The organism is Stenotrophomonas sp. YJH_SMC_19 (genome assembly GCF_059367915.1).
Window position 1 is genome coordinate 188,974 of sequence record NZ_JCAFRI010000001.1, and the last position, 19,201, is coordinate 208,174.

Sequence of the window (19,201 nt, forward strand, 5' to 3'; positions counted from 1 at the left end):
TGTGAGGGCCAGAGGACGTAGCGCCTTCTCATGCGGTCCTCCGACTGGGCTTAGCCATCCAGCCCTGGGCGGCCGCCTCTTCAGCGGTCAGCAACGCGGAGGTGCCCAGGAAGCGCGTGAGCTGGTAATGGCCGATGGTGTGCGGATACCGCTGCAGGTGGGCATGCATATCCCTGTCGAAGTAGCACGTGCCCCCGGATCGGCGCTCGTAGGCAAAGTAGCGGCGGCGGCGTTCAAGCAAGCCCATTATTCGCGTTCCTCTCCGCAGCGTATTGCTTGGCCTTCTCTTCTGCCCCGCCCTTTGAAAAAACCATGTTCCAAGAGTCGGTGAAATCTTCATTCACCACGACAAACACCCCTTCTTTGAAGCCATAGATGCGCCCGGGAACCACGGTCTGCCTTACGAACTTCCATCTCATCAGAAGCGCTCCGACTTGTCGTAAGCAATAGCTTGAATACCCATGTCTAAATCCCGATTTATAGAAAGGAGTTATCTCATCTTTACAAATCCAGATTAGGGCAGCAGAAACAAATCGCAATAGGTTTATCCGATCATTTCTTAGCTAAAGTTCAAGATTGACGGGGCAAAAGCAGTTTTAGGAAACCTTTGCATCACATCACACTTCCCGTAAAGCCCAAGGCACGGCGGAAGCCGTTGCCGCTTTTCGCCGCCTTTCACTCCCCAGACTCGGCGGCAGCGCCGCCGGCTCTTGCTTTGGCCGCTTTTGCTCTTTGCCTCCAACCCCTCGCTCAAAAAAAAAGCCCCGGTTTCCCGGGGCTCTATCTGCAACGCTGTAATGCCGGTCAGGCCTTATACGGGTGCGCCGGCCATTCTTGGTCCGGGTGCTTCTTTTTCCACGCCTTGCCTTCAGCAGTTTCGGCCCACGCAAGGAAGGCCTTCGGCTGCCGCCCGGTGCCAGCCCACGTGGTCCCATCCGGGATCTGGAACTTCGGGGCGCGACTGATGCCAGCGCTCGCGGAAACCGCCTTGCGTGGCTCAAGCAGCGCCTTCAGATCGTTCTTCTGCTTCGTCGTGTAATGCTGCGCAAACTGCTGCAAAGTCTCGTAGACCCCTGCAAAGCTGGCCCCGGCTTCGGCCGCAAGCGCATCGCCTTCAGCCTTTTCCATTTCGGCCAGTAAAGCCTCGGCCTCGGCCTTTTTCTTTCGGATTTGTTCAAGCGTCAATGCCACGGCTTTCCCTTGGGGTTGGTCAAACCCCGATCCTGCCGTTTTGCGAGATTACTGTAAACCCTCAACGGCCCAACCCCGGCTCTCCCGTGGCAACTGCCACGGAGGTTGACCCTCAAGAGTCACTGAGGGGATGCCGTACGCCGACCACTGGAGCAGGCCTCGGCGGTTGCGGGGGACTGACCGTGCCCACCCCCACCTTCCACCATGCAATGCCGCAATGTCCAAGGGCTACCGGGCGCCGGCAAAGCTTTGGACAGCGGGAGCAATGCTTAGCGTGGTGCGGAGCGGAGGCGCGATGGCGGAGGGCCATACTGTAGGGTTCACCGGCCCAACACGCATTCCCTGACTAAGCTAGAGCGGTAGCCTACCGTGATAGAGGTGACCGATGGCTGAGGCCGCCCCTCAGTTTGCTCTGGAGTCGTTGCGGATCCTGGATTCCGACCCCGAGCCCTTTTTCGATGCGCTGATGCGGGCCGCGAGAAACATGACGGGCATGCCGGTCGCCCTGATCTCCTTGGTGGACGGGGACCGCCAATGGTTCAAGGCCCAGATAGGCCTTCCCGGTGTGGACGAGACGCCCCGCGACATTGCCTTCTGCACCTGGGCCATCCAGTCCGATGAGCCGTTTGAGGTGGCAGACGCCGGCCAGGATGCCCGCTTTTCGACCAACCCGTTGGTCTTGGGTCCTCCTTTCGTCCGCCACTATGTCGGCGCGCCCATCAGCGCCAATGGCCAGAACGTGGGAACGCTTTGCCTGCTCAGCCCAAACCCGGGAACGATCTCAGCGGAGCAGGGAGCAGCCCTGTCATGCTTGGCCCAGGCCGCCGCAGTCGGCATGCAGCAGCGCGCTCGCCTTCTTGAGCGGGTCAGCGAATCCCAGGCCTTGCAACGGCGTTTTCAGAGAAGCCAGTTCTTTCTGGAGCGCACCAATGCACTGGCCAAGGTCGGAGGGTGGGAGCTGGTGCTTGGAACTGGAGAAGTCAAATGGACCAAGGAGACCCGGAGGATCCATGACGTCTCTGACGACGCGGTGCCCGGCCTGGACACGGCGATTGCCCTGTGTCCGGAAGGCGCACGGCAGCGGCTGGAGGCCGCCCTGGAAGACTGTATCTCATCGGGTGTGCCCATCGATTTGACCCTTCCGTCCAGCAAGCTTTCGGGGGAGCGCACGTGGGTCCACGTGGTGGGCCAGCGGGAAGAGCCCGAAACCGGTGCCCGATTGATCGGCGCGATCCAAGACGTGACGGAGCAACGGGCGGCGGTCGAGGCCTTGGCGCATAGCGAGGCACGCTACCGCAGGCTGTTCCAACACAGCCTCGGCCTCATCTGCACGCATTCCTTGGACGGGACGGTCACGTCGGTCAACCCTGCGGCCTCGCACTCACTGGGTCTCTCGGAGGGTGACGTCGTCGGCCGATCGCTGGCCGAGCTCATTCCCCAGAGCAAGCAGGACGCGTTCAAGGCTTACTTGGATCGCATCCGGGAAAACGAGAGCGACTCGGGCATGATGGAGCTGGTGGCCCGCGACGGATCGCGCCGCTTCTGGGCGTATCACAACGTGCTGGACACAGAAGCCCAACCGCCCTACGTGCTGGGCCACGCGCAAGACATCACGACTGAGCAGCAGCTCCACGACTTGGCGACCCGCGACCCGCTCACCCGAGCGTTCAACCGTCGCTACTTGGCCGATCTGGCCCACCAGCAGTTCGATGGGTGGGGCTGTCTGGTGTTTGACTTGGACCACTTCAAAGAAGTCAACGACACCCAAGGCCACGCCCAAGGCGACAAGGTGCTGGTCGACTTCGTGGCTTTCCTGTCCGCCCCGCTCCAAGGCGAGGAAGCGGTGGTTCGGCTCGGGGGCGACGAGTTCCTCGTGTTCGTCCCCGATGCGACGTTGGAACGGCTGAGCGTGTTGGAGGACACCTACCACGAGCGCGCCGGCGAGGCACCGATCCGCTTTTCCGGCGGTTGCGCCATTGGTCGGCCCTCGGAATCGGTGGCCGATACCATCAATCGCGCAGACATGAAACTCTACGACCGCCGAAAGCGGGAACGGCAGTGAGCCTGCCCTCAGATCCGGGCATGGGGCCAGTTGTGGGCTGCCCCCTTACGCCGATGATCGCCTTTAGCGTAGCAAGCGGCCCTTCAGTGCCGCCCAATCTCACCGATGGAGAGGGCAACATGGATAAGCGGGTGTGCTTTGATTTCGAGATTGATTTCAGCAACGGGGGCGGGATTCAGGGCCAAGGCTTCCGGCTGGACATCGCCGGTGACGACATCACCAATGAGGCGTTGGCCGACTACATCGTGCGCGACATGCGCCTGCTGATGGTGGGTGAGGTTCGCATCCTCAACAAGGAAATCATTGAGGAGCCTCATAAGCGCCCGGCGCACGACCAAGACGGTTCAACTGTCCACGACTCAAAGGACGGGTGAGCGGCCATGCATCCTGATGTTCTCGGCTGGGCTGCAACCGTAGTGCTGATTGCCACGCTGGTCCGGCAAATGATCAAACAGTGGCAGTCTCCCCACCCCGAAACGGTCTCCAAGTGGCTGTTCGTCGGTCAGATGACCGCGTCCACCCTTTTCACCGTCTACAGTGCACTTTTGGGGTCAACGGTGTTTGTGGTGACCAATGCCCTGCTGCTGCTCACGGCCGTGGTGGGACAGATCCTGGCTTGGCGTCGACGTCGACGAACCGACGCATCGCCTCCCTGCTGACCCAGTATTGGCTGCACCAAGGAAGGCCGTCGTAGGCGTTTAGCAGCCACTCTTCGTCAGATCCCAAACGGACGTCGCCTGACATGCTCGACCCGGCCTCCGACCGTGACCAGCGTCGAGATGGCCCAGTCGCTGGAAGCGGACACGGGCGGAAGCAACAAGATCTCAACGCCAGCCCCCATCGCCGCGCCTTTCCATACCTCCACTGTGCCATCCTCGCTGGGACTGCGGTGGAGGCCCCAATCCGAGGCGAAATCCGTCAGCGCTTGCCGTCCATGTATCCTATCGAGCGCGCTGCAAAGCGAATCATACTGAGCACTCCTCATTCCCCTCCCCCTTGCATCGTTTTCTAACCTGCGCTTCACCATCCATCCCAGACTACTTCATGGCAGACATGAAGATCGAAAGCCAGTCTGAATCCCTCAGGAGAACGCCAACTTTCTGACGGGGCAGCCTCCGATCCATTACCTGAAGCTGGGACCAGGGACGACCGCCTAAGCCGATTCAGGCAGGGTTGCGCGGCTGCCCGTCGTCTATCAACAACACCGTGCGGCAAGCGCGCGCCAACTGCAAGGCAGCCGACATGTCCGCATAGCTTCGATAGGGAGAAAATGCGCCGAGCGGGCCCGACACGCGATCGCCCTACTGGTTGGTTCAGAACAGCTCCGTCTGAGCCGGTGGGTAGACAAGCGCTGGCCCGACGGCCTGCGCCATCGGGTTCAGCGGATGCGGTTTGGGTTCGGCGTGGGACACGATGTGCAGCACCTCATGGCCCCGGTGCGTCAGCAGGTCGGAGATGAGACGTCGGTGGCAACGCCACCACGGTGCCTCCGCGCACATCAGCGCGGTCCGATGTTCGCCCCCCAGTGCAAGCACCTTCGATAGCCCGCCGGCGAACTCGGCGGTCGCCATGTGGTCTGCGTAGCCCTGAAACGCGGCGTTGTCCCACGCACCATTGGGCGAATCCGGCTGCACCTTGCGCCGCCCGCCCAGTTCAGGAATCCAAAGATACTCCACGCCGTGCGCTGGCAGCGTTTTAGCCATCTGCTCGGATGCGAACCAAGGGTGACGACGCGATCCTGGGAAACGACGCACGTCCGCGATCGCCGAGATGCCTTGTGCGAACAGCAGGTGTAAGAACTCGTCCCAAGGTCGAGTGGAATGCCCGATGGTCCAGACGGTCACCGGGGTCGGAGCGGGAGCATCGCACTGCATGAGGCTCATTGGACAGGAGCCGGCATCAAGCCCGCGTGCTCATCACGTGCTCGGCAGCTGCCAACGACGCTCGCGTCTGCCCGTCTACGCTCGGACACGACCGCGGGGATAGCGGCTAGTCGTTTCGGGCCCATTTCGACAAGTTCTGCTTCAACGCATCGATGCCCTCCCAGGGATCCTTGCGGCGACGTTTCAGCTTGCCCGGCACGTCCTTGATCGTGAACGCGTCAGCCCGTTTGAGGTTTGGCAGCTCGCTCCACGCCAGAGGCATCGCGACAGGCGCGCCCGGTCTACCCCGCAGGGAATACGACGCCACTGCGGTGGCACCTCGACCGTTACGCAGGTAGTCGACAAAGATCCGCTTGTTTCGAAGGGCTTTGGTGGCGGTGGCCAAGAACCGCTGAGGTTCCGACTGGGCCAACGCGTCGGCGAATCCTTTGGCGAAGAGCTTGGTCAGGTCCCAGTCGCACCCGGGATTCAAGGGCACCACGACATGAAGGCCCTTGCCTCCGGATACCCGCAGGAAGGACTCCAGCTCTAGTTGGGCCAGAAGCTTCCGGATATCAGTGGCAGCCTTTTTTACCTCCGCGAAAGGCACATCTGGGCCGGGGTCTAGATCGAATACCACCCGGTCGGCACGGTCAGGCTCCTCCGCGTGGCTTCCCCACGGATGGAACTCCAGGGCATTGAACTGGACCAGCTCCAGCAAGCTGGCCGCGTCGCGCACTACGAGGTAGTGGGCGTTGATGCCGCTGTCCTCCTTCAGCTTGACCGAGTCCACCAGCTCCAGCCCGGCGGTGTGGTGCTTCTGGAAGAAGCAAGGCTTGCCAGTGCCGGCGGGACAGCGAATGATCGACAAGGGCCGGTTGATCACCTCGGGCAGCAGGTGATCCATCACTGCCGAGTAGTAATCCCAAACGTCTTGCTTCGTATAGCCGTCGCCAGGGAAAAGGACCTTGCTCGGGGAGGACAGTTTGGGGGGCACGCGTTCGACTTGAGGCGTTGCGGCGGTCTTGCGGGCAGAAGACGCCGCCGATGCCCGTTTGCCACGGGCCGGTTTCGCCGGGGCGGCGCGATCCGAATCCGCCAAATCATTCACTTCCTTGTCGGCCCGCACGGCTTTCAAGGAGGCTTGGCGCAGCAGTTGCTGCCCCCCGATGCCGCGATAGAACACCTCCACCACGAAGCGCGGCTCGAACCACGTGGCAGAGCGAAGATCGGTGTCCTCGGTGGGCACGTAGGCCGTCGGCTTCTTGCCTCCCCCTTGGATCCTCTTGCTCACGTCGTTGATCAAGGCGTCGGAGAACCCGGTGCCCACCCGGCCCACGTAGAGCCAACCGTGTTTGGCGTCGGGCTTGGCCAGTAAAAGCGAGCCAAAGCCGCTGCGGCTGCCCTTGGGGGCCGTGTAACCGACCACGGCGAACTCGTCGCTGGCCAGCTGCTTGGTCTTGCGCCAGTCGTCGCTGCGGCCGGGGTGGTAGCCGCGATCGGCGCGCTTGGAAATGATGCCTTCAAAGTGCTGTTCGCCAGCCAGGCGGTAGGCTTCGTTGCCGTCGCCTTGGACGTGAGAGCTGAAGGCCAAGTGGCCGGCCTGGCCCGCCAGCAGCTCCTGCAGGAGCGCCTTGCGCTCCAACAGAGGTGCTGCGGCCACGTCCACGCCATCGATGTGGAGCAGGTCGAAGAGCGCGTAGGCCAGCGCGCCTTGCCGCTCCCCGGACAATGTCGCCTGGAGCAGGTTGAAGTCCTCCTTGGTGCCCGATCCGGCGATGAGTTCGCCATCCAAGGCAGCAGAGGTAAGGCCCAACTCCGCCACGGCGTCGCGTATCTCGGGGATCTTGTCGGTCCACTCCAACGCGTTGCGGGACCAGAGCCGGACGGCCCCATCGGCGACCGTTGCGAGGATCCGATACCCGTCCCACTTGATCTCATGGACCCATTGGTCGCCCTGCGGCGGGGCCTCCCCCAGCTTGGCCAACTGGGGCTCGAAGGGGCCGGAAGGCGGAGCCGCCTCTTTCGCTTTGGGCAGGGCCAAGGCCTTCTTGGCCCAGTTCTTCCGTCGCGCACGCTTTGCAGGGAGGGCTTTGAGCTTCTTCTTGTCGGCTTTACCGCCGCCGGCCCTCCTGATGTCTGCCGTTGGGGCCGCCGACACATCGGCGAGCAGATCGTCCGCTTCCAGATCGCTCGCATACGCATCGTCGTCCTTGAACAACAGCCACTGCGGCTGACGGGCCGGTTTGCCGGACCGGACCAAGCGCCACCCGCCTTTGAGCTTGGTGCCGAACAGCTCGAATCGCAGGTGACCCTTGGCAAGTTGTGCCTCTGGGTCTCCTTGGGTGGCCCAAACGCCGTGATCAAACTGGGCCACGTGCCCACCGCCGTATTGCCCCTTGGGGATCTCGCCTTCGAAGCTAGCGTAGTCGACGGGATGGTCTTCCACTTCGACCGCCATCCGTTTGACCTTGGGGTCGTAGCTAGGGCCCTTGGGGACGGCCCAACTCTTCAGGGCGTCGCCGATTTGCAGCCGGAAGTCGTAGTGCCGGCGGCTGGCGTGGTGAAGTTGGACCACGAAAATGGCGCGCTGCCCTTGCGGCAGCGCTTTGCCAGGCTCGGGCTCCTTGGTCTGGTCAAAGCGGCGCTTGCGACGGTATTCGACCAAGGACATGACGGCTCCTCGTTACTTGCCCAGGTGCTTGCGAACGGCCGCAGCGGTGGGGCCCACGGCTTTGACGGCGGCCCGGAGCTCGTCGGCGGACACGCCCAGCGCCTTGGTCCAATACTGCAGCTCGTAGTCTTCGTTGACGTTGATGCGGTCGCGGTCCGGGCTGCCGGTGTTCTTCTTGTCGTCGCTCATGGGATTCTCCTTGGGTGATCAGGCGCTCTTTAGAGCCTTCTTGGCGGGGGCTTTCTTTGCGGCTTTCTTTGCTGGGGCCTTCTTTATGGCGGCCTTCTTGGCAGGCTTGCTGTCTTTGGTGGAGGACTTGGAGGCGGTCTTCACCGGCGTTGCTTTCGCCGGGGTGCGCTTGTTGGTTTCCAAGCTCTTCTGGAGCAGCGCCATGAAGTCCACCACGTTGGTCGCCGAGTCCTCGCGATGTTCCGGTTCCTCGAAGGTGGTCGTGGCTCCGGCCTGCTTCACCCGCTTCTTGATGATGTCGGACAGGCGCTCGCGGAACTCGTCCTGGTAGCTGTCCGGCTCCCACTCAGAGGTCATGCTCTCAATCAGCTGCTTGGCCATTTCGAGCTCTTTTGGCGCAACCCGGTAGTCCGACGCCCCCCCCTGCGGCAGTTTGTATTCGTCCGGAGCCACCAACTCCTGCGGGTAGCGAAGCAGGATCATGATCAACGCATCGCCTTCGGGCATCACCGCGCAAATGTATTCGCGCGTGCGGATGACCACCCTGGCGATGCCCACCTTGCCGGTTTCCTTCAGGGTCTCTCGGAGCAGGACATAGCCCTTTTCGGCCTTCTTGCCGGGCACCAAGATGTAGGGCTTTTCGAAGAACCTCAGCCCGATGCTCTCGGCGTCGACAAAGGCCTCCACGTCGATGGACTCGTGCGTCTCGGGGGCGGCCGCGGCGATGTCTTCTTTCTCTATGACGACGTAGCTGCCCTTGTCGTATTCAAAGGCTTTGACGATGTCCTTCCAAGGCACTTCTTCGCCGGTTTCGGCGTTGACCCGCTCGTAGCGAATGGGCTTTTTGTTTCGTGCGTCCAACATGCGAAAGCTCAGATCCATGCGACGCTCGCCGGACATGAGGGACACCGGAACGTTGAGCAGCCCGAAGGACAACGAACCACTCCAGATGGGCCTGGGCATGCCAGCCGCCTCCAATCCTAGGGCCTTTCGTTGTAGGCCCGGCCGCGTCGGCCGGGCGTGAACCCGGCCGGCGCGGCGCAGCGGTTACTTTTTGGCTTCGACGCCCGGCGTGGCGTCGCGCACCATGAACTCTTCGGTCACCTCGGGCAGGTGGGCCGCCAGCCAGTCGGCCATCGCCTCTTCCTGCACGAGGATTTCTTCGCAGATCCGGGCCGTTTCTGCATCGCCCACCGTCTTCGCTGCGGCGATCAGGGCCGTGTAGGAGGCGATCTCGAAATGCTCGAAGACGTAACCGGCCATCGCGCCTTTGACGATCTCGTCGGAGGCCGTCATGCCGCCGACGGCCTGACCGAAGGCTGCCATCTTGCCCATCACGTCCTTGAGGGTCGACGGCGAGCCGCCCAAGCGCTTGATGCACCCTTCCAGCCGTTCGCGCTGGCCAATGGTTTCCTGAATGTGCTCTTCAATGCGCGCCTTCAGCACTGGGTAGTGCTCGATCCGCGAAGCCTGCCCCTTCAGCATGGTTTCGGCTTGCTGTTCCATCGCGTGTGCGTCGCGCAGCCAGTCCAACAGGTTCTCTTTGAGCTCTGCCATGGATGTCTTCCTCTCGTGTCGGGCGAAGCCTTACCGTATCGAGGCTGGGATGCGGATCAAGCGATCCCCGAGTGAAGGCTTGGCGAACGGCGGAGCATCTCAGACCGGCGGTGCGTGGGCCTGGAGATCGATGGCCCTCGTGGTGAACGGCGCGCATGCAACGCATTCGCAGGCCATTGACCGCTCCCGCCACATGCTGAACGCTCCTCAGCGCCAGGCCATCCTCATGACCCGTTCCGCGCTTTTGCTCGTCTTCTTGGCCCCCTCCCTCGCCTTCGCTCAGCAGGGGGACGGAACCGACGTCCAAGCCAACGTCCACACGTTCAAACCCGCCAAGGTAGATGCGACGCCCGAGCGCGTTCAGGCCCTGACGGTGCCCAGTGGCTTCCAAGTGCGTCCCCTTGCGCAAGGCCTTCAGAATCCGCGGATCATCGCCGTGGCACCAGACGGGCGGATTTATGTCTCACGTCGAGATCAAGGCGACGTGCTGTTGCTGGAGGATGCCAATGAAGACGGAGCCTTGGACGCCGAACCGAAGGTGGTCTTCTCGCGGCCAGGGGCGCACGGGCTGGCCATCGCCAACGGGCAGCTGTATGTCGCCACGGCCAACGACGTGTATCGCGCCCCCATACACCCGGACGGGACGTTGGGTCCAGAGGAACGGATCATCAACGACCTGCCCGATGGCGGTCAGCACCCCAACCGCACGCTGGCCTTTGGCCCTGATGAGATGCTCTACATCAGCGTGGGCTCGTCCTGTAACGCGTGCAACGAGACCAATCCCGAGCATGCGGCGCTGCTGAGGTCCTCGCCGGATGGCAAGAGCCGGTCCATCTTTGCCAGCGGCCTGCGGAACACCATCGGCTTTGCTTGGGACTCCAAAACGGGGGAGCTGTGGGGGATGGATCACGGCATCGACTACTTGGGCAACGATGAGCAGCCCGAGGAGCTCAACCGCATTCAGAAAGGAAAGAAGTATGGTTGGCCCCACATCTGGGGCAAGGACGGGGTGAATCCCCAGAGCACCCCGCCAGGGCAGATCAGCAAACAGCAATGGGCGGCGACAAGCGAGCCCATGGTGCTCGGCTACACCGCCCACGCGGCCCCCATGCAGATGCTGTTCTACACCGGCCAGCAGTTCCCGGCAGCTTACCGGGGGGAGGCCTTCGTGACGATGCGCGGTTCCTGGAACCGCAAGCCTGCGTCGGGCTACGAGGTGGTGCGGGTTCGTTTCAACGCCGGCAAGCCGGTCGGGTTTGAGCCCTTCTTGACCGGCTTCCTGGTCGACAACGGCCAGGCGCATATCGCAAGGCCCGTCGGTCTGGCGATGACGAAGGGCGGTGCACTTTTGGTCGGCGACGATGCCAACGGCGTCATCTACCGTGTGACTTACGGCCAGGGCCAAGCGTCCGCCTCCCCCGCGGCGGCAGTGCCTAGCGGGCCCTTGATGGCCCAAGTCAATCAAGGCTCGGGGGTCCCGTTGGCCAAGGATCGGATCGGCAACCCCGCCGCGTTCCAGTTCCGCTCCCCGTCGTTCTCCTCGGGCCAAGCGTTGCCTCCCCGCTTCAGCGCGTATCACGACGATGCATCGCCCGCTCTTTCTTGGAGCCCGATGCCTGGTGCCAAGTCCTATGCGCTGATCATGGAGGATCCGGATGCAGCCAACGTCAAACCCTTCGTTCACTGGGTCGCTTACAACATCCCAGCCACCGAGCAATCGCTGCCCGAGGGCCTGCCGGTCGATCCGCGGCTTCTGAAACCGGAGGGAATGCTGCAGGGGGCGAACAGCCGAGGATCGGTGGGCTATTTCGGCCCCAAACCGCCTGTGGGCGATCCACCGCACCATTACCACTTCCAGCTGTTGGCCTTGGACACCGTGCTTGATCTGAAGGCCGGCGCGACGCGGGACGAAGTGCTAAAGGCCGCGAAGGGCCACATTCTGGGCATGAGCAAGACTGTGGGAACCTACCAGCAGGTCGAGGCCCCGCTGAAATAAAAAAAGGGACCCGAAGGTCCCGACCGGCGCCCAAGGCCCGGAAACTCAGTGAACCTCCAGTTCGTGGCAAAGGGACTGGAGGGCGGCGGCGATCTCTTTCAGGCGGAACGGCTTTTCAAGGAAGGGCGTGCCTTTGAAGCGTTCGGGCAGCCGGCTGGCCCCAAGGCCGGTCGTAAACAGGAACGGCACCCCCAACTCGACCAAGCGATCGGCCACGGGGTAAGACTCGACCCCGTTCAAGTTGACGTCCAGCACCGCAACATCGAAGGCCGCCTCCTCGGCGCACGCCAAGGCTGTGGGCAAATCTTCGGCCGTCTTGGAGACGTCGTAGCCGACTTGGGCAATGGCCTGCTCCAAGACCATCATGAGAGTGGGTTCGTCCTCTACAAGAAGAACCCTTACTGCTTTGCCGTCCAATCCCATGACTTTCTCCCTACAAGCGCTCTGAGTGGATGTGCCACGATTGGACAGTGTGGCCCGAGGGCTCGCCCGATTTGTTAAGAGGGCGCAAAAGGATGACGGCCGTCGCTCTTCTACACTGCGCACTCTGTCGCCCTTCGGTGGCCCTGCCGAGAGGATGACCCATGAACCAACCAGCGAAAGCGAAAACCGATTTGAGGGACGAGAGCCGGCAGTTTGCCCTGCTGGTGAACTCCGTCACCGACTACGCCCTATACATGCTCGACCCCAGCGGGGTGATCCAGACCTGGAACCCGGGTGGGCAACGAATCAAGGGCTACCAGGCTGCCGACGTGGTCGGCACCAACTTTTCCCGCTTCTACCTGCCCGAGGAGGCCCAAGCCGGCCTACCAGAGCGAAACCTGCGGACCGCGGCCTTAGAAGGGCGCTACGTCGCCGAGGGCTGGCGATTGCGGCAGGACGGGACCCGCTTTCGTGCCAGCGTCGTGATCGATCCCATCTGGGAAGACGGGGAACTGGTGGGGTTTGCCAAAATCACCCGCGACATCACCCAGCGCCACGAAGCGCAGGAGCAGCTGCTCCAAGCCCAGCGCGATCTCCTGCAGGCGCAGAAGATGGAGGCCATCGGGAAGTTCACGCTCGGCTTGGCCCACGATTTCAACAACCTGTTGACCATCGTAGCCAACTGTTTAGACCTCATCAGCCTGCGGGTGAAAAACGGAGGCGTGGCCAAGCTCATCGATACCGCGCAGCGGGCCGCCGAGCGCGGGGCCCTTCTGACTCGGCAGTTGCTGACCTTCGGCAAGGGACAAACCTTGGTGCCAGAGGCAGTCGACTTGGCCGCCTTGATGGCCGAATGCGAAGCGATGCTGCGCCGCTCCGCCGGCGACGCGATCGCATTGACCGTCGAAGTTTCCCGGGGCCTTCCGACCCTGTCGGTGGACAAGGCACAGCTGGAGGCCGCAATCCTTAACCTTGTGTGCAACAGCCGCGACGCCATGCCGAAGGGCGGAACGATCCTCATCACGGCCTCTGCGCGGCAAACCCGTGATCCTACGTTGCCCAACACCAGTGAAAGACCTTACATCTGCCTGAGCATCCGAGACGACGGTTCAGGGATTGAGGCGGACCAGCAGGCCAGGGTATTTGAACCGTTTTTCACCACCAAACCCATTGGAAGGGGCAGCGGGCTGGGCTTGAGCCAAGTGTTTGGCTTCACGGCCCAGTCCGGCGGGTTCACCGAGCTCCAGAGCGAGCTTGGGAAGGGAACCCGCGTTAGCCTTTGCTTCCCCGCACCAGAGCATTGAGATGCCGATCGACGTGTTGTTTGTTGAAGACGAAGACGATCTCCGCAGCGTCGTCGTAGAGGCTCTGACCTCTCAGGGCTTCCAAGTCACTCCCGCCAGCAACGGGGACGAGGCCCTCGTCCTCCTGCGCGGCGACGCTAGGTTCGCGGTGGTAGTGACCGACTTCAACATGCCAGACAGCGCCGACGGGCTGGAGGTCGCGGCGGAAGCCGCGGTTGCTCAACCCCAGGCCCGCGTCATGCTCGCGTCTGGTCTTCAACGCTCGCAGCTGCCCCCCCTGCCCGAGACGGTTCGATTTCTCCCGAAGCCTTACCGCTTCCGACAGCTTGTGACGGCGATCCACGAAGACTTGGGTTGCACGTAGGGGTCGGATTCCTTGCGCGGCCTGGCGGTCGCCAACAACTCACTTCCCCACCAGTGCGCGCCTGCTCACCAGAAACATCAAACGGTCGATCGCCGTTGCGTTCAACGCTTCTCCATCCCCCCGCACCTTGAAACCGGCCCAGTCGCCCACTGCGACCTCGCTCAGCTCCTTGACTTCCACTGGCAACCAGCGCATGGGCCAGTAAGGCAAGCGGCGATCCGTGATCGTCCCTCTTTGCAGCTCGATCAGATCGTGATGGCTCGAGGCTCCGAGCACCCTAGAGAACGCCACGTCCAACCCGTCCGGGGGTCCCTCCAAGTATTGGAGGAAGCGCGTCCCGTCGAACAAGAGCACCCCACTGACACCTGCGTCCCGGTTAAAACGAGTTGCGTCGTCGACCAGCTCCTGGAGCTTGCCGCTCCGGAGGCCAAGCAGATCGCCGCGCAACGCGTCGGATGCCTCGCTGACATACACCACGGCCCTGATGGGCATTGGGCGCTCCTTCTCAACTTGTCTGGCCCCCCCCCCTTCCACGAACTTTAGTCCCGCCCACGCATTTAGGCAATCGCGTTGGGAGATAGCGCCTACAGGCGGCTGTTAACTTGATCCCGAGTTCCAATCGAGTAACCTTTGATTATGGCCCTTTACAACATCGCGGAACGTTTAAGCACGGCTAAAGAACTAATCAGCAGGGGCGATGACGCGTCATTGATCTACGCCGCGCTGGAACTACGATTCTGCCTGGAATCCGTGGCGTATCAGAACTTGGCTGCATATGGTGAAGACGTTTCCACCGAGCTTGCTCGCGAGTGGCGACCGGACCAGATCATGAAAATGCTGGCCGCCTTCGATCCGAACTCTGATCAAACGGCCAGCTTCTCCATCTCGGTAACGCCACCGCCCAAAGACCTCGATTTTGCCTCAAGTGACTTGAAGGCCGTTTTCAAGGACAAGGATTTCTTGCCGATCGGCGAGGCCAAGCGCATTCCTTGGGGCAAGTTTCGCAGTTACTACAACTCGTTGGGGAGCTTTCTCCATCTGCGCAAAGATCTGACGAACGCACGGCCGAAGATCGAAAGGCTCCGGGCTCTCATCGCGGAGCTGGAAGAGGTTGCGAGCTCGACGCTGATCGCTGCCAGCAAGGATCTCGCGACGGGCAAATGCGTCGACTGCGGCCATGTGCTCATTCTCGGCCCGGCCGAGCAAGCGGGGGACAAGCCCGTTTTCTGCCCGAATACCAAGTGCAACTCGAGCTATTTGGCCATCAAGGGGGACCCGGAGCGGCGGGTGCAGAAGGTCGAAGCCCTGGGGCTGCGCTGCGAATGCGAGGCCATCGTTCCTATCTTGCCAGAGAGGCTTCTCAAGCCTGCGGTTTGCCCAGCTTGTGGGTCGACCGTTTGCGCAGTCATTGCTGCAAAGGCAAGGGTGCTAGGGGTGCCGCCCACTCGCGAGGGAGACCTGAGCGGCTAGTTGCACCTTAACTTCGCCACTTCGTCCACGCCCGGCAGTGGCGACGGCAACACGGCTTTGCACACGCCGGAAACCTCGACGGCCATCCTCGGCTCAGGGTGTTCTAGGTAAAGGGCTCCGTCGTAGCCGACCATGGCTTGTTCGTTCGGCGTGGACGCGACGGTGCCCGGCGCGATGATCGGACCTGTCAGGATGAAGGCCCGGGCGTTCTGCGTCAGCACGGGGAAGGTCACCCGCACACCGCCTTGCCGGGGGGCCACGGCTTGTTTCTCCGTCTCCCCGATCTCCACGCCCACGGGCAGGTCTTTGTCTTTGAGGCTCACCGTGGTGGGCAGCAAGGAGGGAACGTCGGTCACCAGCACGCGGCCTTGCTTGTTCGTCTGGCCGACCGGCGCTCCGTTGACCCGCACCGGCAAGCCCGCCTGACCCGGCACGTCCACGACCGCGAAGCTGGCGTAGGCAGGCCTTCCGAAGGCCACACCGCGATGGTCCAGGAACACGGAGCCAGAGAAGTTGGCCGCCACCTGGGTTTGCCCGTCGTAGCGGTCCAGCATGATCCGGGCGTCGCCGTAACGGGTCATCGCGTCGGCCGTGGCCCGGGTGCTGCCCAGTTCGCCCTCGGTGTGCTCTGCAGCCAAGCGAAGGCCGCCCTCGGTGCGGTAGGTCGCTCGGGTGGTCAGGGCATCCTGGCCTGGGGCCTGGCGGGCCCGCACGCCCACGCTGGCCTTGCTGCCGAAGCGGTAGGTGTAGCTGGCGGACACTTGAAGATCGTCGCCTTGAAGGTCTCGGAGCACGTTGGCGGACACCTGGCCCGCGGTGCCCAGGTTCGCGCTCACGCTCAGGGAGGCGAAGGCTAGGCTGGAGCGCCCCGTGTCGATGGCGCCATAGGTGCCACGGACGGTTAAGCGGCGATCTGGGCGATAGGAAACGCTGGCTTGGGTGCGCGACGCGATGGGCAGCGCGGTCTCGCTCTGCAGTCGCCAGAACCCGTCGTTTTCCTCGTGTTCCAATCGCACGCCAAACGTGGGCCCTTTGTAGTCGTAGGCAACAGCCCAGCGCGTCCCGCCGTCGCTTGAGCGCCCCACCTCGCCGTCGAGCACGCCCCAGGTGCCTGGGGCCCAGGTGGAACCCACGGTGACGTTGCCCTTGCCGTTCTCGTCCAGCTGGCCACCGGCTCGGATGGTCCAGCGGTCGTTGACGCCCTTGGCCCAGGAAGCGCTGACGCCGGCCGTGCCGTAGCGGTTTTCGTCTTCGCGGACCTGGCCGGCGGCGATTTCCCACGCGGAGAGCCCGGGGCGCAGCAGGGTTGGGGCGACGTAGAGGCGTGCAGTGGAAACGGCGGTTTCCCGGCCGTAGGCGTCGCGCACGACCACGGCCGTTTGGCTGGCTCCCAGGGCCACGTTTCGACCGTCCACGGTGAAGGGGCCGGCCTTGACGTCCTGGCGCGTGATTTCGGCTTGGTTGGACAGGACCTTGACCTGCCCCGGATCCAACGCGATGCCCCCCAAGGTCGGGACGGGCCACGTCGGCGTGAGCGGATCCAGGGCTGCCGGGTCCTGCGCGAGGCGAATGCCGCCCAGCGCCACGGGGCCGATGCGGGGCGTGGCGTAGACATCGCCGGCTTGCCAGGTCCGTTGGCGCTGCAGGTCGTCTTTCTGCCAGGCCGTCACGCCGCGGCGCATGCCAAACCCATTGGGGGATTGGTTGAGCTGCCCGGTGGTGGAGACCACACCCCAACGGCCGCCCGTGCGCGCGTCCAGCGCCAAGGACGTGGCCTGTTGGCCGCGTGCAATCTGGGTGGCGACGTTGTAGTTGACCAAGAAGCCACCGATGCCGGGCGACACCTGAGAAACCGGAGTGCCGTGCTGGCTGAGCTGCTGCGCCGGCTTGCGGTCAGCCGGAATGGTGAGCTGGACGGTGGCGTTCTCGGGGGTGTAAGCCACGGTCACGCCCAAGGCTTGGTCGGTCAGGTCCTGGCCCTCCTCGCCCGGGCGAAGGGTCACGCCGAGCTGCTGCCAGGTCGTGGATTCGGCCACCCAGGCCCCACTTTGCTGCCAGAGCAACACGGGGTCCTTCGCGGGCAGCCCGTTGGCCCGGATTGGCGCGGCCAGCACCGGCTCCACCCCGTCTGGGATGGCCGCGTGCGCGCTGCCGATGGACAGGGCCAGCGCGAGGCCCAGGACGCTTCCCCGCCGCACGTGTCGCCCTCAGTTCACGGGGACGACGACGGGGGACCCGTTGACCGTGACGGTGACCGAGGCGGCTCGCTGGCCGGGCTTGAGCTCCACGGATTTGCTCTGCCCCGGCAATACCCATCCCAACGCCCCTTCGCGCCATGCCGGCATGCCTTGAGGACCGACGGCGGTCAGGCGCGCAGCGGTCGAACCGGTGTTGGTCAGCAGAAGGCCGTCGGCGGTGAAGCGGGCCGTGAGCACCGGAGGACCGGCCTTGGCGTCTTCAAACCCCACCGGCAGGTTCTGGTGGATCAACAACTGCACTTGGCCCGCCGTGGACGGCTGGGGCAACTGGCGCAGCAGCACGCGGTAGTAGCCGGGGGCGCCGACGCTCTGGGTGCGGACCAACCGCACGGCCCGGCGGGACCCAGGTGGGATTTCGACAATGGACGGCGCCGCAAGCACGGTTGTAGCTGGGCTGGTCACGTCCTGCCCGCTGGGATCTTGGGACCAGTCCAGCACCGTCACCTGAAAGCGCTCGGGGCTGTCCCCGTGGTTTTCCAAGGTCAACGCGCCCGATTTTTCCCCAGCCGGCGCCACGATGCTCGTGGGAAACAACGACACATTTCCCGCCCACGCAGGCACGGCGAACAATGAGCACAACGAAACGGCCAACAAACGCTTCAACATCACTCCTCCAAACCGATCACCTCCTTTGATCCAACCAAAACATTCAAAGTTGTCAACCCACCCTCAAAAGAAAACCCCCGGAGATATCCGGGGGTTTGGTAGAAACCCTTTGAGGGTCAGTAAGTCAGGGTGACCGCAATGGTGTCGGAGAAGGTCCCGCCGGGCACCTTGTTCAAATCGTAGAAGGCATAACCGATGCCGATCATCTGCTGCTCACCGGTCCCCACGCCCTCCCAAGCATCGGCCCCACTGCCCCACACTTGGCTGGCACCAGGATCTTTGAAGAGGCCGTAGGCGACGAAGTTTCCGGCCCCATCGGACACGGCGCGGTGATTGGGACGAGCAATCGCGGCGCCGTAGTTCAACCCATCGCCGGGCACGATGCTGAAGGCGGTGCCTTGGTTGCAGCGAACCATCAACGCACCATTGGAATAGCCCTGCGTGCCGGACGCCAAGCCGTTGTATTCACCGCCGCCCAGCTGGGTCACGAGCATGCTGCACTCGTTGTTCACGGTCGCAGAAATCATCAAGTCTTCGGTGACGTCGGCGGCGGACGCCGAAGCGGCAGAAAACGCGGCCATCAAGGCCAGAGAAAAAGAAAGGGTCTTGCGCATGAAAAATCATCCTCGGATTTAGGGAAAGGGAAAGTGGCCCGGATTGGGCTTGCTTCACCAATACTCGATAAATCCATTTCCGCAAGAGGATCGGGCAACAAGATTTGGAGGCGCCAACCCAAGCGCTTGCACCGAAGGCACGAGTAAGCTAAAAAGCAACCGCCGGTCGCAGAAGCGTCGGTGTTGTGCCCGCATGCCAGTAGGCTCCGGGTGCCCGAGGTCCACCCAATGGGGGCGCGGGAATCTTTTTTTCGATTCCGGAGCCATCCATGACGACCAAGCGCCTCAAATCCATCCGCACATCCGCCTTCCATGCCCAGTCTGGCCGCTGCTTCTATTGCGGTCTGCCGATGTGGCTCGAAGCTCCATCAGAACTGGGACTGAAGTCCCGCAAGGCTCAAGCCTTTCAGTGCACCGCCGAACACCTGCTGGCCCAGCAAGACGGGGGCCGAGACGTGTCCGGGAACGTGGTGGCCGCACATGCCCGATGCAACCAGTGCAGGCATAAGCGGAAGGGGCCAGCCCCTTCCCCCGATGCTTTCCGCGCGCTCGTGATGAGGCGCGTCAACGCGGGGAAGTGGTGGCCCCAAAACCAGAAGTTCTGGCAACATCAGTCGACCCAGTAGGGGCG

General features: G+C 63.0%; 21 protein-coding genes. 8 read left to right on the top strand and 13 right to left on the bottom strand.

Annotated features, from left to right (window positions below; genetic code table 11):
• Positions 1–28: 28 nt before the first annotated feature.
• The 3 genes from AC5P5R_RS00820 to AC5P5R_RS00830 all read right to left on the bottom strand — a co-directional run bounded on the left by AC5P5R_RS00820 (position 29) and on the right by AC5P5R_RS00830 (position 1,191).
• Positions 29–247, bottom strand: a complete 219-nt coding sequence (locus AC5P5R_RS00820) for a hypothetical protein (protein WP_049419329.1) — start codon at positions 245–247, stop codon at positions 29–31.
• Positions 234–419, bottom strand: coding sequence for a hypothetical protein (locus tag AC5P5R_RS00825; protein ID WP_049451917.1), 186 nt, complete (start codon positions 417–419; stop codon positions 234–236). Before AC5P5R_RS00825 ends, AC5P5R_RS00820 begins: the two co-directional genes overlap by 14 nt.
• A gap of 385 nt (positions 420–804) precedes the next feature.
• Entirely contained in the window at positions 805–1,191 is a 387-nt protein-coding gene (locus AC5P5R_RS00830; protein ID WP_049451918.1) for an H-NS family nucleoid-associated regulatory protein, read from the bottom strand.
• A gap of 385 nt (positions 1,192–1,576) precedes the next feature.
• Between AC5P5R_RS00830 and AC5P5R_RS00835 the strand changes: the two genes are divergently transcribed.
• The 3 genes from AC5P5R_RS00835 to AC5P5R_RS00845 are packed head-to-tail and all read left to right on the top strand — an operon-like array spanning position 1,577 to position 3,912.
• On the top strand, positions 1,577–3,253 hold the full coding sequence (locus tag AC5P5R_RS00835) for a sensor domain-containing diguanylate cyclase (protein WP_495226295.1): 1,677 nt from the start codon (positions 1,577–1,579) through the stop codon (positions 3,251–3,253).
• Complete coding sequence (locus tag AC5P5R_RS00840) at positions 3,250–3,627, top strand: hypothetical protein (protein WP_232281412.1); 378 nt, start codon at positions 3,250–3,252, stop codon at positions 3,625–3,627. Before AC5P5R_RS00835 ends, AC5P5R_RS00840 begins: the two co-directional genes overlap by 4 nt.
• Before the next feature lie 6 nt (positions 3,628–3,633).
• On the top strand, positions 3,634–3,912 hold the full coding sequence (locus AC5P5R_RS00845) for a membrane protein (protein ID WP_040008414.1): 279 nt from the start codon (positions 3,634–3,636) through the stop codon (positions 3,910–3,912).
• A 654-nt stretch (positions 3,913–4,566) separates the two neighbouring features.
• Here AC5P5R_RS00845 and AC5P5R_RS00850 read toward each other — a convergent pair.
• From AC5P5R_RS00850 to AC5P5R_RS00870, 5 genes are all read right to left on the bottom strand, one after another.
• Positions 4,567–5,136, bottom strand: a complete 570-nt coding sequence (locus AC5P5R_RS00850; protein WP_024957540.1) for a DUF488 domain-containing protein — start codon at positions 5,134–5,136, stop codon at positions 4,567–4,569.
• A gap of 106 nt (positions 5,137–5,242) precedes the next feature.
• Positions 5,243–7,789: a DNA ligase D gene (gene ligD / locus AC5P5R_RS00855; RefSeq protein ID WP_495226296.1), complete on the bottom strand. Its 2,547-nt coding sequence runs from the start codon at positions 7,787–7,789 to the stop codon at positions 5,243–5,245.
• A gap of 12 nt (positions 7,790–7,801) precedes the next feature.
• Entirely contained in the window at positions 7,802–7,978 is a 177-nt protein-coding gene (locus AC5P5R_RS00860) for a DUF3606 domain-containing protein (protein WP_008266817.1), read from the bottom strand.
• Positions 7,979–7,996: 18 nt separating this feature from the next.
• On the bottom strand, positions 7,997–8,941 hold the full coding sequence (ku, locus tag AC5P5R_RS00865; protein ID WP_024957538.1) for a non-homologous end joining protein Ku: 945 nt from the start codon (positions 8,939–8,941) through the stop codon (positions 7,997–7,999).
• Positions 8,942–9,025: 84 nt separating this feature from the next.
• Positions 9,026–9,535, bottom strand: a complete 510-nt coding sequence (locus AC5P5R_RS00870) for a ferritin-like domain-containing protein (RefSeq protein WP_024957537.1) — start codon at positions 9,533–9,535, stop codon at positions 9,026–9,028.
• Between the two features lie 130 nt (positions 9,536–9,665).
• Between AC5P5R_RS00870 and AC5P5R_RS00875 the strand changes: the two genes are divergently transcribed.
• Positions 9,666–11,531: a YbhB/YbcL family Raf kinase inhibitor-like protein gene (locus AC5P5R_RS00875; RefSeq protein ID WP_313225449.1), complete on the top strand. Its 1,866-nt coding sequence runs from the start codon at positions 9,666–9,668 to the stop codon at positions 11,529–11,531.
• A 45-nt stretch (positions 11,532–11,576) separates the two neighbouring features.
• On the opposite strand, the gene AC5P5R_RS00880 is transcribed toward AC5P5R_RS00875, so the two are convergent.
• Positions 11,577–11,954, bottom strand: coding sequence for a response regulator (locus AC5P5R_RS00880; RefSeq protein WP_065427875.1), 378 nt, complete (start codon positions 11,952–11,954; stop codon positions 11,577–11,579).
• 161 nt (positions 11,955–12,115) lie between these two features.
• On the opposite strand from AC5P5R_RS00880, the gene AC5P5R_RS00885 reads away from it, so the two are divergent.
• Together AC5P5R_RS00885 and AC5P5R_RS00890 are read left to right on the top strand one after the other, a co-directional pair.
• Positions 12,116–13,258: a two-component system sensor histidine kinase NtrB gene (locus tag AC5P5R_RS00885; protein ID WP_495226297.1), complete on the top strand. Its 1,143-nt coding sequence runs from the start codon at positions 12,116–12,118 to the stop codon at positions 13,256–13,258.
• Position 13,259: 1 nt separating this feature from the next.
• The gene (locus AC5P5R_RS00890) at positions 13,260–13,622 is read left to right on the top strand and encodes a response regulator (RefSeq protein WP_033833395.1); all 363 of its coding nucleotides are present in this window, start codon (positions 13,260–13,262) and stop codon (positions 13,620–13,622) included.
• Positions 13,623–13,661: 39 nt separating this feature from the next.
• On the opposite strand, the gene AC5P5R_RS00895 is transcribed toward AC5P5R_RS00890, so the two are convergent.
• The gene (locus AC5P5R_RS00895) at positions 13,662–14,114 is read right to left on the bottom strand and encodes a BLUF domain-containing protein (RefSeq protein WP_100437276.1); all 453 of its coding nucleotides are present in this window, start codon (positions 14,112–14,114) and stop codon (positions 13,662–13,664) included.
• A 144-nt stretch (positions 14,115–14,258) separates the two neighbouring features.
• Between AC5P5R_RS00895 and AC5P5R_RS00900 the strand changes: the two genes are divergently transcribed.
• Positions 14,259–15,092: a hypothetical protein gene (locus AC5P5R_RS00900; RefSeq protein WP_033833393.1), complete on the top strand. Its 834-nt coding sequence runs from the start codon at positions 14,259–14,261 to the stop codon at positions 15,090–15,092.
• Here AC5P5R_RS00900 and AC5P5R_RS00905 read toward each other — a convergent pair.
• From AC5P5R_RS00905 to AC5P5R_RS00915, 3 genes are all read right to left on the bottom strand, one after another.
• The gene (locus AC5P5R_RS00905) at positions 15,089–17,290 is read right to left on the bottom strand and encodes a fimbria/pilus outer membrane usher protein (protein ID WP_033833392.1); all 2,202 of its coding nucleotides are present in this window, start codon (positions 17,288–17,290) and stop codon (positions 15,089–15,091) included. The genes AC5P5R_RS00900 and AC5P5R_RS00905 overlap by 4 nt on opposite strands.
• Before the next feature lie 9 nt (positions 17,291–17,299).
• Positions 17,300–17,956 carry a fimbrial biogenesis chaperone gene (locus AC5P5R_RS00910; protein WP_033833391.1) on the bottom strand — a complete coding sequence of 219 codons (657 nt, stop codon included), beginning with the start codon at positions 17,954–17,956 and terminating at the stop codon, positions 17,300–17,302.
• Positions 17,957–18,072: 116 nt separating this feature from the next.
• Complete coding sequence (locus AC5P5R_RS00915) at positions 18,073–18,570, bottom strand: Csu type fimbrial protein (RefSeq protein WP_080264260.1); 498 nt, start codon at positions 18,568–18,570, stop codon at positions 18,073–18,075.
• 269 nt (positions 18,571–18,839) lie between these two features.
• On the opposite strand from AC5P5R_RS00915, the gene AC5P5R_RS00920 reads away from it, so the two are divergent.
• Positions 18,840–19,196, top strand: coding sequence for an HNH endonuclease (locus AC5P5R_RS00920; RefSeq protein WP_032960326.1), 357 nt, complete (start codon positions 18,840–18,842; stop codon positions 19,194–19,196).
• Positions 19,197–19,201: the final 5 nt, after the last annotated feature.